Origin of the sequence: Salipiger sp. 1_MG-2023, assembly GCF_030547555.1 — a bacterium.
GTDB lineage: Bacteria > Pseudomonadota > Alphaproteobacteria > Rhodobacterales > Rhodobacteraceae > Salipiger.
This window is the reverse complement of the sequence record NZ_JAUOQN010000030.1, coordinates 1-13,299: the sequence shown is the minus strand read 5'-3', so window position 1 is coordinate 13,299 and position 13,299 is coordinate 1. Positions and strand designations below refer to the sequence as shown.

11 protein-coding genes are annotated in these 13,299 nt (G+C 67.3%); 7 read left to right on the top strand and 4 right to left on the bottom strand.

Annotated elements, in window-relative coordinates; genetic code table 11:
- Window positions 1–26: 26 nt before the first annotated feature.
- Both Q4543_RS14555 and Q4543_RS14550 read right to left on the bottom strand, forming a co-directional pair.
- Complete coding sequence (locus tag Q4543_RS14555; RefSeq protein ID WP_303439248.1) at window positions 27–1,718, bottom strand: hydantoinase B/oxoprolinase family protein; 1,692 nt, start codon at window positions 1,716–1,718, stop codon at window positions 27–29.
- Entirely contained in the window at window positions 1,715–3,769 is a 2,055-nt protein-coding gene (locus tag Q4543_RS14550; protein WP_303439246.1) for a hydantoinase/oxoprolinase family protein, read from the bottom strand. Before Q4543_RS14550 ends, Q4543_RS14555 begins: the two co-directional genes overlap by 4 nt.
- Window positions 3,770–3,916: 147 nt before the next feature.
- Here Q4543_RS14550 and Q4543_RS14545 point away from each other — a divergent pair, with 147 nt between their 5' ends.
- The 7 genes from Q4543_RS14545 to Q4543_RS14515 all read left to right on the top strand — a co-directional run bounded on the left by Q4543_RS14545 (window position 3,917) and on the right by Q4543_RS14515 (window position 10,783).
- A complete protein-coding gene (locus tag Q4543_RS14545; RefSeq protein ID WP_303439244.1) occupies window positions 3,917–4,636 on the top strand; it encodes a GntR family transcriptional regulator in 720 nt (239 codons plus the stop codon).
- Window positions 4,637–4,741: 105 nt separating this feature from the next.
- Window positions 4,742–6,970, top strand: coding sequence for a calcium-binding protein (locus Q4543_RS14540; RefSeq protein ID WP_303439242.1), 2,229 nt, complete (start codon window positions 4,742–4,744; stop codon window positions 6,968–6,970).
- A gap of 234 nt (window positions 6,971–7,204) precedes the next feature.
- Window positions 7,205–8,113, top strand: coding sequence for a hypothetical protein (locus Q4543_RS14535; protein ID WP_216006017.1), 909 nt, complete (start codon window positions 7,205–7,207; stop codon window positions 8,111–8,113).
- A gap of 136 nt (window positions 8,114–8,249) precedes the next feature.
- Window positions 8,250–8,963 (top strand): energy-coupling factor ABC transporter ATP-binding protein, encoded by a 714-nt coding sequence (locus Q4543_RS14530; protein ID WP_303439241.1) that lies wholly within the window; start codon window positions 8,250–8,252, stop codon window positions 8,961–8,963.
- Entirely contained in the window at window positions 8,938–9,555 is a 618-nt protein-coding gene (locus Q4543_RS14525) for a CbiQ family ECF transporter T component (RefSeq protein WP_303439239.1), read from the top strand. Before Q4543_RS14530 ends, Q4543_RS14525 begins: the two co-directional genes overlap by 26 nt.
- A gap of 11 nt (window positions 9,556–9,566) precedes the next feature.
- Window positions 9,567–10,109: a biotin transporter BioY gene (locus Q4543_RS14520; RefSeq protein ID WP_216006014.1), complete on the top strand. Its 543-nt coding sequence runs from the start codon at window positions 9,567–9,569 to the stop codon at window positions 10,107–10,109.
- A complete protein-coding gene (locus Q4543_RS14515; protein ID WP_303439236.1) occupies window positions 10,106–10,783 on the top strand; it encodes a nitroreductase in 678 nt (225 codons plus the stop codon). Before Q4543_RS14520 ends, Q4543_RS14515 begins: the two co-directional genes overlap by 4 nt.
- Here Q4543_RS14515 and Q4543_RS14510 read toward each other — a convergent pair.
- A complete protein-coding gene (locus Q4543_RS14510; RefSeq protein ID WP_303439234.1) occupies window positions 10,780–11,883 on the bottom strand; it encodes a thiolase family protein in 1,104 nt (367 codons plus the stop codon). The two genes, Q4543_RS14515 and Q4543_RS14510, sit on opposite strands and share 4 nt — an antisense overlap.
- A complete protein-coding gene (locus Q4543_RS14505; RefSeq protein WP_303439232.1) occupies window positions 11,880–13,037 on the bottom strand; it encodes an AMP-binding protein in 1,158 nt (385 codons plus the stop codon). The genes Q4543_RS14510 and Q4543_RS14505 overlap by 4 nt, the downstream gene beginning before the upstream one ends.
- Window positions 13,038–13,299 lie beyond the last annotated feature (262 nt).

Below are 13,299 nucleotides of genomic sequence, written 5' to 3'. Positions count from 1 at the left end.
GGTTCCCTGTTGGTTGGATTTCCGGGTCAGGCCCGGTCTTGCCCGCGTCGTTGCGCGGGGTAATTGCGATCGAGAAACTCATCAGAATACTTCCCGGCAAGCGCGTCGGCGGCGACCTCTTCTTGCGGGCGGTCCTGCGCCGGGCCGTAGCCGCCCGAACCGGGGGTTTCGACAACGATGGCGCTGCCCTCGGGCAGCGGCACCGCCGTGGGCTTCGACGCCAGCAGCTGGTCCTGCGCGCCGGTCTGCAGCACGAAGCGTCCGGGGCGGCCTTCGCCGCCGCCAAAGATCCCCCATGGCGCGTTGGCAAAGCGCTCGCCCGCGCCGTTGAAGGTGCAATCATGGCCCACCGGCGCGATCACCCGGCGCAGCCCCGCGCCGCCGCGAAACCGCCCTGCCCCGCCGCTGTCGGGGGCAAAGCCATAGGCCAGAACGCGCAGCGGATATTCGGTTTCGATCGCTTCGATCGGCAGGTTCGAGGTGTTGGTGATGTGCACCTGCACCCCGTCCTTGCCATCGCGGTCAGACCGCCCTCCGGCCCCGCCGCCCAGCGTTTCCAGATAGAGATAGGGCTGGCCATTGCGCGGATCGGTGCCGGAAAAGACGGCGGTGGTGTTGGCCCCGTTCGAGGCACCAACCACCGCATCGGGGATGGCGGGCGCCAGCGCGCCGATGATGATGTCGACCAGACGCTGCGAGGTGTTGAGCCGCTGCGCCACCGGCGCGGGCGCGACACAATCTACGATGCTGCCACGCTGGGTCACCAGCTCGCAACAATCGAGCACGCCTTCGTTGTTGGCGATTTCCGGATCGAGCAAGGTGCGCAGCGCATAGGCCACCGCCGCCTTGGTCGCGCCGAAGGTCAGGTTGATGTTGCCGCGCACCTGCGGCGCGCTGCCGGTCCAGTCGAACTCCGCGCGTTCGCCGCTGACACGGATTTCCAGTTTCAGAGGAATGTCGCGGGTGCCAAACCCGTCGTCGTCCATCACATCCTGAAACCGGTAGGTCCCGTCGGGCAGGTCTGAAATCGCCGCGCGCATCCGCGTGTGGGTGCGGATCAGCAATTCATCCCAGACCGCCTCGATCAGCGGCGCGCCGTAGCGGGCGACGATCTCGTCCACCCGGCGCAGGCCAAGGCGACAGGCGGCGATCTGGGCAAAGTGATCGCCCCGGCGCTCGCTTGGAATGCGCGCGTTCAGCAGCAGGATATCCAGAATGTCCTGCTGCAATTGCCCGGCGCGGAACAGGCGCACCAGCGGAATGCGCAGGCCCTCTTGCCAGATCTCGGACATGCCGCCCGCCATCGAGCCGGGCACCATGCCGCCGATATCGGCGTGATGGGCGATGTTGCAGACAAAGCCAAGGATGCGCCCCTCGGCAAAAATCGGCGCGGCGTAGTTGATATCGGGCAGGTGGGTGCCGCCCGCCACATGCGGGTCATTGGCGACAAAGATATCGCCCTCGTGGATCTGGTCCAGCGGGTAGCGCGCCAGCACCGCCTGCATCAGCCCGGTCATCGAGGCCAGATGGATCGGCAGCGATTGTTCCGACTGCACGATCAGCCGTCCGCGCGGATCGCAGATCGCGCAGGAATGGTCGTGCCGTTCCTTGATATTGGTCGAATAGGCGCTTTTCATCAGCGCGATGAAGCTTTCATCCACCACCGAGCGAAAGGCGGAGGCGACGATTTCGACGGTGATTGGATCGGGCGCGCTCATTGGTCGAGGCCTCCACGGGTGATGAGAATGTTGAGCGCGTCGTCGATGCGGGCGGCATCGCCGGGGAACAGCAGCAGCGTGCTGTCGAACTGGTCGATCACGGCGGGGCCGTGCAGCGCGGTTCCGGGCGCAAGATCGGCGCGATCAAAGACCGGGGTGTCGATGGCCTCGGGTCCGTTGAACCAGACTGGGCGGCGCGACCGCGGCGCGGGGGTGGTCGAGGCCCCTGCCCCCTGCGGCGGCGTTCCGACCTGTGGCTTTGCCCCCTGCGGGGTCATGCGCAGGGCGATGATCTCGATCGGATCTTCAGAGTTGTGAAAACCGTAGGCGCGGGTGTGGGCCTCGAAGAAGGCGTTTTTCAGCGCCTCCAGATCGCCGACATTCGCCCCCACCGGGATCTGCAATTCGTAATTCTGCGAGGCATGGCGCATGTCGGCCACAAGGCTGACGCTGCGGTCCTGCGGCGCGATGTCTTCGGCGTCGAACCAGGCCTCGGCCTCGGCGCGCAGCTCTGCCGACAGGGCGGCCAGCGTATCCGGCGCGGCGGCGTCGAGCGGCAGGCGCTGCGAGCGCACCAGCGCTTCGGAGCGGCCCGCGACCAGCAGACCTTCGGCGCAGAGAATGCCGGGCAGCAGCGGCACGAGGATGGTGCGGATGCCAAGCGCCCGCGCCACCGCTTCGGCATGCAGCGGGCCGGCGCCGCCAAAGGGCATCAGCGCGAAATCACGCGGATCATGGCCGCGTTCGACCGAAATCGCCCGGATCGCGCGCACCGAATTGGCCGCCATGATATCCAGAATGCCCCGCGCCGCGGTTTCGATCGGGCAACCAAGCTGGCGGGCCACCTCGCCCACCACGCGAAACGAGGCCTCGACATCCAGCGACATGTCGCCGCCCAGCAGGCCGCGTGTCGATAGCCGGCCCAGCACCACGTTGGCGTCGGTCACGGTTGCGCGGCTGCCGCCGTGGCCATAGCAGGCCGGGCCGGGCCGGGCGCCCGCCGAGGCTGGGCCGACCTTCATCAACCCGCCCCGGTCGAACCATGCGATGGAGCCGCCCCCGGCCCCGACGGTGTTGATGTCGACCATCGGCATGCGCACCGGGAAATCCGCTACGTCGCGGTCAAAGGCCAGCCCGATGGCCTGCCTCTTGATCAGCGCCACGTCTGCGCTGGTGCCCCCAACGTCATAGGTGATGACATTCTCGATGCCCGATTGCATCGCGGTGTGGATCGCGCCATTCGCCCCCGCCGCAGGGCCCGACATGGCGGTGCGGATCGGGAAGTCGCGGGCCTTGTCCACCGACATCAGGCCGCCGCTCGACTGGTTGACCCCAAGGCTGGCGCGCGGCGAGCGGGCGGCGACCTCGGCCGACAGCGTGCGCATGTAATCGCCGAAGGCCGGTTGCAGATAGGCGTTGAGCAGCGTGGTCGAAGACCGTTCGTATTCGCGGAATTCGGGCATCACGTCCGACGAGGCGCTGATGGCGACGCCGGGCAGCGCCTTGGTCAGGCGCGCCTTGACGGCCTGTTCGTGCGACGGGTTGAGATAGGAGAACAGGAAGGCGATGGCCACCGCCTCGACCGCTTCGTCCTTCAGCGTTTCGATGGCGGCATCGACCGTGGCCATATCCAGCGGGGTCACCACCTCGCCCGCAGCGCCGATGCGTTCGGTGATTTCAAGCCGCAGGTGGCGCGGGGCCAGCGGCGCGGGGTAATCGGCGCGCAGATCATACATCAGCGGGCGGGTCTGGCGGCCGATCTCGACCAGATCGCGGAAATGCTGGGTGGTCAGCATCGCCACCCGCGCGCCGGTGCGCTGGATCAGCGCGTTGGTGGCCACCGTGGTGCCATGGCCAATGGCGCGCACATCACCCAGATCGAACCCCGCCTTGTCGGCCAGCCCATCCAGCCCCGAAACGATGGCCAGCGCCGGATTCGCCGGGGTGCTGGGCACTTTGTGCAGCGCGATACGCCCGGTTTGCGCTTCGATCGCGCACAGGTCGGTGAAGGTGCCCCCCACGTCCACGCCGATTGTCCAGTGTTCCGCCATCGTCTGTCTTCCTTCGGTATTGCTTTGTAATACACAAAGTATGCAAAGAATGAGTCAAACCAAATATCGAGTGACGGTCGTTTTCCCACGCATCATCCGCGCATTGCGCATACAAAGGCATCAAAACCGGGCAGGAAGGGATCAGGAATGGCACGCAAACCGGCAGACCCCGGCGCGGCGCGCGGGGCGGAACATGTGTACCGGATGCTGCGACGCGCGATTCTGCGCATGGAACTGACACCGGGATCGGATCTCGACGAGCTGGAGATCTCGGCCCGCTACGAGGTGTCGCGCACGCCGGTGCGCGAGGCGCTGATCCGGCTCGGCTCCGAAGGGCTGGTGCAGGTGGTGCGCGGGCGCGGCGCGCGGGTCGCGGCGATGAACCTGTTCGATTTGCGCGATTTCTTCGAGGCGCTCGACTTGCTGCAGCGCGCCCAGACCCATCTTGCCGCCCTGCGCCGCAGCGACGCGCAACTGGCCGCCATCGAAGCGGCGCAGGATGCCTTTGAAGCCGCCGCCACCGCTCGCGATGTCGAAGAGATCAACGAGACCAACTGCGCCTTTCATCTCGCCATCAGCGCCGCCGCCGGATCATCGCATCTGCACGATTCCTACGAGCGCGCACTGATCGAGGGGATGCGGGTCGGCCATGTCAGCTTTGTCGAACATGCCGGTCATGAGACCCGCCTGCGCGAACATCTTGCCCAGACCAATTGTCACCACCGTGAGCTGATCGCCCATATCCGCGCCCGCGATGCCGCCGCAGCCGAACGGGTTGCCGCCGACCATGTCGACCTGTTTCGCGACCGCATCGTTGCGACCGTGCTGACGCCAGACATCACGCGCGCGATCCGAACCGACAAATAATAAGCGCAAAATGATGAACCATAGAGTGTGCGCAATAAACTTTAGGTTGAAAAAATTGCAAGCTTGAGCCCATGATCCTTTCAATTAGCGGAGGATTTAATCAAAATGGCGATTGTAAACGAAGACGCCGGCGACGCGCCGAGCGATATCACAACCCCCTATTCCATAAACCTGAACGACAGGTTCTACGGCATTGTGGAAACGTCGCGTGAAACCGACTGGGTCGGCATTGAACTCACCGAGGGGCGAGAGGTGACCATCACGCTGGATGGCACCTACGCCCCTTACAGCCAATGGATGAGCGACCCGTATCTTTATCTCTATGACAGCAGCGGCAATCTGCTCACCCAGAACGACGACTCCGGGCCGGGGCTGAATTCGCGCATCGTCTACACCACTGGCTATACCGGCACCTATTATATCGCCGCCGGTGGCTACAGCAGCAGCACGGGCGCCTATGTGCTGCAGGCAACCGCCCAGCTCAGCCTGACCAATGGCGACGATTTCTACGAGATGCCAGAGGCCGGGGGCGGCGACGTCGATGCGCTGGCGGGCAATGACACGGTGATCGGCTCGGACGCTGACGATACACTGCGTGGCCAGGCCGGGGACGATAGCCTTGACGGCGGCGCAGGCGATGATCTGCTTGCCGGGTTCAACGGCGATGACACGCTGCTGGGCGGCGACGGCAACGATCGCCTGCTGTCCGGCACGGGCGACGATCTGCTTGATGGCGGCGCGGGAGATGACTCGCTTGCGGGCTATGCGGGCGGCAACAACACGCTGATCGGCGGCGATGGCAAGGACACGCTGATCGGCGGCAGCGATAACGACGTGCTGCTTGGCGGCGACGGCAACGACCAAATCGATTCGAATGGCGGCACCGACCACATCGAGGGCGGCGCGGGCGATGACACCATTTATGCCAGCGGCACCAACACCATCGCCCTTGGCGGCGACGGCGGCGATGAGATCTATGCATATGGCTCCCGCAGCGCAGTGTTCGGCGAAGGCGGCGATGACACGCTTTACGCAGATTGGGGTGAGCACACGCTGAACGGCGGTGACGGGGACGACGACCTGACAAGCTGGAGCAATTCCGCCCTGCTGCGCGGCGGCAATGGCAACGACACCCTACGGGGGGGCAGCGGCGCCGACACGCTGATCGGCGGCGCCGGTGCCGACATGATTTACGGGCGCAATGGCTGGGATACGGCAGATTATTCCGGCGCAGCCCAGGCTGCGGTGATCGACCTTGACGACCAGACGCTGAATGCCGGGGCCGCGGCGGGCGACGTTCTGAGCAGTATCGAAACCCTGCTTGGCACAGCCGCGAACGATGACCTTTCGGGCAACGCCTATCGCAACGAATTGCTGGGCTGGATCGGCGACGATCTGCTCGACGGGCGCGGCGGGCGGGATTTCCTGTCGGGCTGGATCGGCGACGACACGCTGATCGGCGGCGAGGGCAACGACACGCTGGTGGGCGGCGTGGGCGCCGACAGCATGGATGGCGGGCTGGGCATCGATCTGGCCGCCTATGACGATCAGACGATGTCGCTGATGCTTGATCTTCAGGACAGCGCGGCCAACGCTGGCGCAGCGCTTGGGGATGTGCTGACCGGCATAGAGAACATCCGGGGCAGCGATCTGGCCGACACCATCGCAGGCGATGCCGAGGACAACCGGCTGATCGGCCTTGCGGGCGATGACAGCCTGACAGGCCGGGAAGGCGACGACACGCTGATCGGCTCCTTCGGCAACGACACGATGAACGGTGGCAGCGGCGCTGACCTGATCCGCGGCGGCATCGGGCGCGACGTGGCCAGCTATCTGGGCGCCAGCAGCGGCGTCACCGTCGATCTTGCCGATGCCAGCGCCAACACCGGCGATGCGGCGGGCGACATCCTGCTGTCGATCGAGGCGCTGCGCGGCACGATCCATGACGACGCGCTGTCGGGGAACGACTACCGCAATGCCCTGCAAGGCTATGCCGGCGACGATATGCTGTACGGGCGCGGCGGCGATGACCGGATGGATGGCGGGATCGGCGATGACCTGCTGTCCGGCGGCACCGGCGATGATATCCTGACCGGCGGCACCGGCGTCGATGTCTTTGTCTTCGAGACCGCTGGCGGCGATGACACCATCACCGATTTCGACGTGGCAACCGATGTGCTGAGCTTCTTCGACGTGGGGATTGACGATGTCGCGCAACTGGCTGGCGACACCGTCGTGTCCTATGGCGACGGTGCCACCGTCACCCTGAGCGGCGTGCTGACCACGCAAACCGATCTGAGCATGACCTTCGTGCTGAGCGATCCGCTGGTCTGATCACCCGCGCCTGTGCGTTCCGGGGTCGCCTCTCTGTGCGTGGGGCGCCCCCTTTGTATCTGGCCTATCCCGCAAGGCGACATCTTGCGATGCGACCCGGCAGCATGGTTAACGTTACGTTACCAAACGGTATCACCAGACAGGCCGGCATTGTGATTTGATCGCACGCCGCGCGGCGGGTATCTACAGGACACCCCGAAGACCCAACGCCCAGACCAAAAGAGCCCCGCTGTCATGCACGCGCTGAGCGCCAAAGCCATGTGCGCCGTCCTTCTGGCGCTTGCCCCCCTGCCGCTCCGCGCGGAAGATGCCGAGTTGCGCGCCGCGCTCCGGCTCGGGGCGACAACCACGCTGGCCGCCGATATCGCCGCGCATGAGGCGGCGCTGGGGCATGTGATGGATGGTTTTGGCCATGTCAGCCTCAACGGCAACGGGCTGTATCTTGCAACGCAGGCCGGGGCCAACACCGCCCGCGCCTGGACAGCGTTTCGCATGACCGAATACGACGGCACCCCGCACGGGGTCAGCCGCCGCCTGCTGCTGGGCTACGATGTGCCGGTGATGAATGCCAGTCGGCTTGGGCTTGTGGCCAGCCTTGGCAGCGCCGAGCTGAGCAACGGCGAAACCGTGCAGAGCCGCACCTTTTCCTTTGGCCCCTATTTCAAGACACCGGTCGGCAAGTATCTGAATCTCAAAAGCTGGGCCAGCTTTTCGCGCCCTGTCTACCGCATTGCCGGAGCCACCCTGCGTGCCGCCCGCTTCGGCGCCGGAGCGCGCGCAAGGCTGGAACGCGATTTCGGCGATGTCCGGCTGGGCAGCACCGCGACCCTGCAATTCTCGCGGCAGGTGACGCCGGGGCGCCGCAGCCTCGGGGGGTTTGGCATCACCAAGCTCGACAGCACGCTGTCGACCCGCGCCACCTTTCTGCCGCAGAACGCCCTGCGCCCCTATGTGGATTTCGGCATGACGCAGGGCCAGTGGAGCAACGCCGACGGCAGAGGCGATTACAGCGCGCAGACCCTTGCTGCCGGGTTGCTGTGGTCGCGCCAGAAACATTCGGTGTCGGTGCAACTGGACGGGCGGCAGGTGTTCGACCCGGCCCAGCCGCTGAAACTGACGACGAATTACCGGCTGAGTTTCTGACCCCCTGCATCGCGCGTTCTGCCTTGGCCTTGCCAACGCTGCGGGGCATAAGCGGTCGCGACCCTGCAGGCTTGCGGTTGCGCCCGGATCTTCGCGGCGCGCGGGCGGTCTGTGCAGCGCAAGGAACACGACGCAAATGCTGGAACTCAGCAACGTTTCGGTGACCCTCGGAGAGACGTTGGCCCTGCGCGACGTCTCGCTGCGTGCGGACGAGCGGCGCATTGGCATCGTCGGGCGCAACGGATCGGGCAAGACGACGCTGGCGCGGATCATTGCCGGGCTTCAGGCCCCGGACACCGGCAGCGCCCGCATCGACGGGCGCGACATGGCGCGTGATCGCAAGGCGGCGCTGCGCAGCGTTGGCATCCTGTTCCAGAACCCCGACCATCAGATCATCTTTCCCACCGTCAGCGAAGAGATCGCCTTTGGCCTGACCCAGCTTGGCCAGTCGAAACCGGATGCTGCGGCGCAGACCGCCGCAATCCTTGCGCAATTTGGCAAGGCGCATTGGGCCGATGCGCCGACCCACGGGCTGTCGCAGGGGCAAAAGCAGCTGGTCTGCCTGATGGCGGTGCTGGCGATGCGCCCTCGGCTGATCCTGCTCGACGAGCCGTTCTCGGGGCTGGATATCCCGACACGGATGCAGCTTTCGCGTGCCTTTGATCAGGCAGAGGCCCGGCTGATCCAGATCACCCATGATCCAGACAGCGTTCGCGATTACGAGCGGATCATCTGGATCGACGACGGCGCGCTGCGGGCTGATGGCCCGCCCGGCGCGGTGCTGCCCGGGTTCGAAGCGCAGATGCGCGATTGGGGGGGCTGCGATGATCTCTCTGACCTCGCCGGTTGACACATGGGCGCACCGGCTGCCCGCCGGCCTCAAGCTGGCGGCGCTGTCGGCGGCGACGGTGGGGTTGTTCGCCCTGCCCTCGCCCGGCGCGTTGGCGCTGGCCTGCGCGGCGGTGCTGGCGCTGATCCTTAGCTGCGGGTGGCGCTTTGCCCGCGCCGCCGCGGCCAGCCTGCGCATCCTGCTGCCGTTCCTTGCGCTGATCGCGCTGTGGCACGGGCTGACCGGGCAGATCGGCGAAGGCATCAAGGTGGCGCTGCGCCTGATGGCGGCGCTGAGCCTTGCCAATTTCGTCACCATGACGACGCGGCTGACCGACATGATCGCCGTGGCATCCGCAGTGCTGGCGCCGCTGCGCCGCTTCGGCCTGTCGACCCGCGCGCTGGAATTGTCGGTGGCGCTGGTGGTGCGGTTCACCCCGGCGATCGCCCGCAAGGGCGGGCTTTTGTCCGACGCATGGCGGGCGCGGTCGCGGCGGCGGGCAGGCTGGCGCATCGTAATGCCCCTTGCGGCACTGGCCATCGATGATGCAGAACAGGTCGCCGAGGCGCTGCGCGCCCGGGGCGGGCTGGAGCCGCCTGATATGAACCGTTAGGAGGACCGCCCTTGGAACGCAATCTTACCATGATCGCGCTGTTTGCCGCGCTGATCGCCGGGCTCGGACTGATCCCGAAATTCACCCTCGCCTTTGGCGTTCCGATCACCGCGCAGACGCTGGGCGTGATGCTGTGCGGCACGGTGCTGGGGGCGCGGCGCGGCGCGTTGGCAGCGCTGCTGTTCGTGGCGCTGGTGGCGCTGGGGCTGCCGCTGCTGGCGGGCGGGCGCGGCGGGCTTGGGGTGTTTGCCTCGCCCACCGTGGGTTTTCTGGTGAGCTGGCCGATTGCCGCCTTTGTCACCGGGCTGATCGTCGAACGCTGGCGCGGCAAGCTGGCGCTGGTGGCGGCGGTGGCCTCGCTGATCGGCGGCATCGCTGTGGTCTACGCTTTCGGCATCGTCGGCATGTCGGTGACGCTTGGCAAGACCCTCCCCGAGGCCGCGCTTCTGGTCACCGCCTTCCTGCCGGGCGATGTCATCAAGGCGGTTCTGGCCGGGCTGATCACCTCGGCGCTGGCGCGGGCGCGCCCGGCCAGCGTGCTGTCGCGCGCATGAGCCTGAACGCGGCGGAGGCGCTGCTGTTCGCGCGGCGCTCTGTCCGCGGGTTTCTGCCGGGTCCAGTGCCGCGCGGCGATGTCGAACGCATGTTGCGCGCCGCGCGCACCGCGCCAAGCGGGGCCAATCTACAGCCCGGGCGGTTCCATGCACTGACCGGTGCGCCCTTGGCAAAGCTCAGCGCGGCGCTGGTTGATGCGGCCAGCGCGGGCCGGGCGCAAGTGTCGCAATATTCGTATTTTCCGCAGCCAATGCCGCCCGCCCTGAAGGCCCGCCAGCGCGCGGCGGGCCATGCGCTTTACGCGGCGCTGGGGATCGAACGGCGCGACCTGCCGGGGCGTCGCGCCCAGTTTGCCCGCAACTACGGCTTCTTCGATGCGCCGGTCGGTATCGTCGTGACCATCGACCCGGCGATGGGCAAGGGCTGCTTCATGGATCTGGGCCTGGCGCTGATGGCGCTGATGATCGCCGCCGAAGGCATGGGCTACGCCAGCTGCGGCATCGGCGCGCTGGCCAATCATGCCGATGTCGCCCACGCAGCGCTTGGCCTTGGCGCTGACGAGATGGTGGTATGCGGCCTCGCGCTCGGGCGGGCCGATCCGGACGCCCCGGCCAATACCGTGCGAACCGAGCGCGCGCCCCTTGAAGAGTTCGCAACTCTCAGGGGGTTCTAGTCGGCGGACATCAGCACCGCGCTACCAAGCCCACCCGCCGCCGCGATGGCGGCGATGCCGCTGCCCCCCCTGCCCCGCAGTTCATGAAACAGCCGCACCGCGTTGATCGCCCCCGAAGCGCCAACCGGATGGCCGCGCGCCAGCCCGCCGCCGCCGGGATTGACGATCTGCCGGTCGATCTGCGCGCCCGCGATACAGGCCAGCGCCTGCACGGCGTAGGCCTCCATGATCTCGGCCACGCGCAAGTCCTGCGGGTGAAGCCGGTTGCGATTCAGCAAGGCCTTGATGGCGGCAACCGGCGCAAGGCCGGGCAGATCGGGGCGCGCGCCAAGGGTCAGACCACCGCACCAGCGCAGGCCGCCCTGCCCCAGCCGCGCGGCGACGCGATCCGACACCATGATGCAGATCGCCGCGCCATCAGCCGCGACGGCGGCATTGGCCGGAGTGATGCTGCCGGTCAGCACCCGCGCCCGCGCCGCAAGCCGAGGCGACAGATCGCGGGTGAAGGCATCGCGCGCAAGCCCCGCCAGAGGCACGATCTCGTCCCGAAGATCGGCGGCGCGGGCCTTGCGATGGCTGCCCACGGCCCAATCGTCCTGCGCGGCGCGATCAAAGCCAGCCTGCTGCGCCAGCGTATCAGCGGCGGCGTCCATATCCGGGTCACGCTCTGGAAAGGGGGTGAAAGGCGGGCGGTCGTAAGCTTGCGGTGTGCCGCCATCCGGATCGGTGCGCAGCCGCAAGGGTCGCCGGGAATAGGATTCCACCCCGCCAGCCGCCACCACCTCCGCCTGCCCCGAGGCAATCAGCGCCGCCCCAAGCACCAGCGCATCCAGCCCGCCGCAGCATTGCCGGTCGATGGTCAGGCCTGCGACGCGTTCGGGCAGCCCGGCGGCAAGCGCCACCAGCCGCGCCGGGTTGCCGCCTGCGCCAAGCGCATTGCCAAGCACCAGCTCATCCACATTTTCTGGCGCCAGCCCTGCCGCCGCCAAAGCCGCGTTCAAGACGGGCGCTGCAAGCTCATGCAACGACATCCGCGACAGCGCGCCGCCGCGCGGGGCGACCGGCGTGCGCAGCGCCGCAACGATGCGCACGCCGCTCATGGCAGATCCTCCAGCCGCCTTGCGAGGGCGCGCAGGTCGGGTTTGCCTGTCGCGGTCAAGTCAAAGTCGCTGATGCCGATCACCCGGCGCGGCGCGGCAAGCGCCCCGACCCCGGCGCGGCAGAGCCTCAGCAAATGATCCTCGAGCGCAGGAGGGCAGTTGCCGGCGATCACTGCCACCAGCTGCGTGCCGCGGCGCGGATCACGGCGAGGGATCACCGCGCAATGGCTGACAGCCGGATCGCCAAGCAAGAGCGCCTCGATGTCCTCGGGAAAGACATTGGTGTCGGCAATGGTGACCATGCGAGAGCGCCGCCCGGCGACGGTTAGAACACCGCCCTCGATCCGACCGATCTCGCCCACGGTGAGGAATCCGTCCTGCCAGCGGGTGTCGGCGCTGTCGCCCTCGGCATAACCGTCGAACAGATAGGGGCTGCGCACCCAGATCTCGCCAAAGCCGCCCGGCGCGGCGTCGATGCGGATCTCGACTCCGGGATAGGCGCGGCCCACGGCGCCCTCTGGCGTCTCCGCGTCGCCCCAGGCGATGAAGCTGGTCTCGGCCGCGCCGTAGAATTCGCGCAGCGCCGCGCCGGGGCACAGCTGCGCAACCCGCGCGCGCAGCCCGTCCGGCATCCGCCCGCCGCCGCACAGGATGTGCCGCAGGCTCGGCATCGGGTGGCCGACCTCGCACAGCAGCCGCAGCTGGGTCGGCGTGGCATAGAGGATGGTCACGCTACCCTCTACCATAAGCGCGGCCTGCCGCGCCGGTCGCAGCCCTTGAAGGCAGTGCAGATCCGCGCCCAGAAATGCCGCCTCGACGAGGCCATAAAGCGCCAGCGACTGGGCGGGCGTGCCAAGGATGCCATAGCTGTCGCGCGGCGTGATCCCCAGCGCGTCAGCGTTCACCGCAAAACTGGAGATCCACGAGCCATGGCTGCGCCGGATCGCCTTGGCCCTGCCAGTCGTCCCCGAGGATCGGGTCTGCAACAGCCCGCGCGGCGCGCCGGGCAGGGCGTCGATCCCGTTCGGTCCGATGGCGAGCGAAGCGCCCTGCGCCAGCGCAGCCTGCAGCCTGTCCAGCAAATGCATCGCGCACGCATCGCCATGTCGCCACAGGCGGCTTTCGGGGTGCCAGTGGAAGGTGGCAAAGGTCATGCGAGCGCGGTCCTTTGGGCGTGTCTGGGCCTGCCCTTTGTGACGCAGCAGCGGCCCGAAGGCAAAGCACCTTGTGTGCCGGACAACGCCAGTTCTGGAAGGGAATCGCCCGAGCGGTGGGCCGCCGTCAGCTGCTACCGGTGCGGCGCGCACCCGTCTGCTAGGCAAGGATCGGCAAGCAGCATCGATGATGTCCCAACTGATGGTGTAGCTCACGACGGGCCTCGCGCTCACCGGCGGGCCGAGCTTGTCAGTCGCGCTG

What these genes read in the sequence shown, in the direction of transcription:
- Q4543_RS14540 (WP_303439242.1), top strand. Translation starts at nt 4,742, where the DNA reads ATGGCGATTGTAAACGAAGACGCCGGCGACGCGCCGAGCGATATCACA.
- Q4543_RS14510 (WP_303439234.1), bottom strand. Translation starts at nt 11,883, where the DNA reads ATGAGCGGCGTGCGCATCGTTGCGGCGCTGCGCACGCCGGTCGCCCCG.
- Q4543_RS14555 (WP_303439248.1), bottom strand. Translation starts at nt 1,718, where the DNA reads ATGAGCGCGCCCGATCCAATCACCGTCGAAATCGTCGCCTCCGCCTTT.
- Q4543_RS14505 (WP_303439232.1), bottom strand. Translation starts at nt 13,037, where the DNA reads ATGACCTTTGCCACCTTCCACTGGCACCCCGAAAGCCGCCTGTGGCGA.
- Q4543_RS14530 (WP_303439241.1), top strand. Translation starts at nt 8,250, where the DNA reads ATGCTGGAACTCAGCAACGTTTCGGTGACCCTCGGAGAGACGTTGGCC.
- Q4543_RS14515 (WP_303439236.1), top strand. Translation starts at nt 10,106, where the DNA reads ATGAGCCTGAACGCGGCGGAGGCGCTGCTGTTCGCGCGGCGCTCTGTC.
- Q4543_RS14550 (WP_303439246.1), bottom strand. Translation starts at nt 3,769, where the DNA reads ATGGCGGAACACTGGACAATCGGCGTGGACGTGGGGGGCACCTTCACC.
- Q4543_RS14545 (WP_303439244.1), top strand. Translation starts at nt 3,917, where the DNA reads ATGGCACGCAAACCGGCAGACCCCGGCGCGGCGCGCGGGGCGGAACAT.
- Q4543_RS14535 (WP_216006017.1), top strand. Translation starts at nt 7,205, where the DNA reads ATGCACGCGCTGAGCGCCAAAGCCATGTGCGCCGTCCTTCTGGCGCTT.
- Q4543_RS14525 (WP_303439239.1), top strand. Translation starts at nt 8,938, where the DNA reads ATGATCTCTCTGACCTCGCCGGTTGACACATGGGCGCACCGGCTGCCC.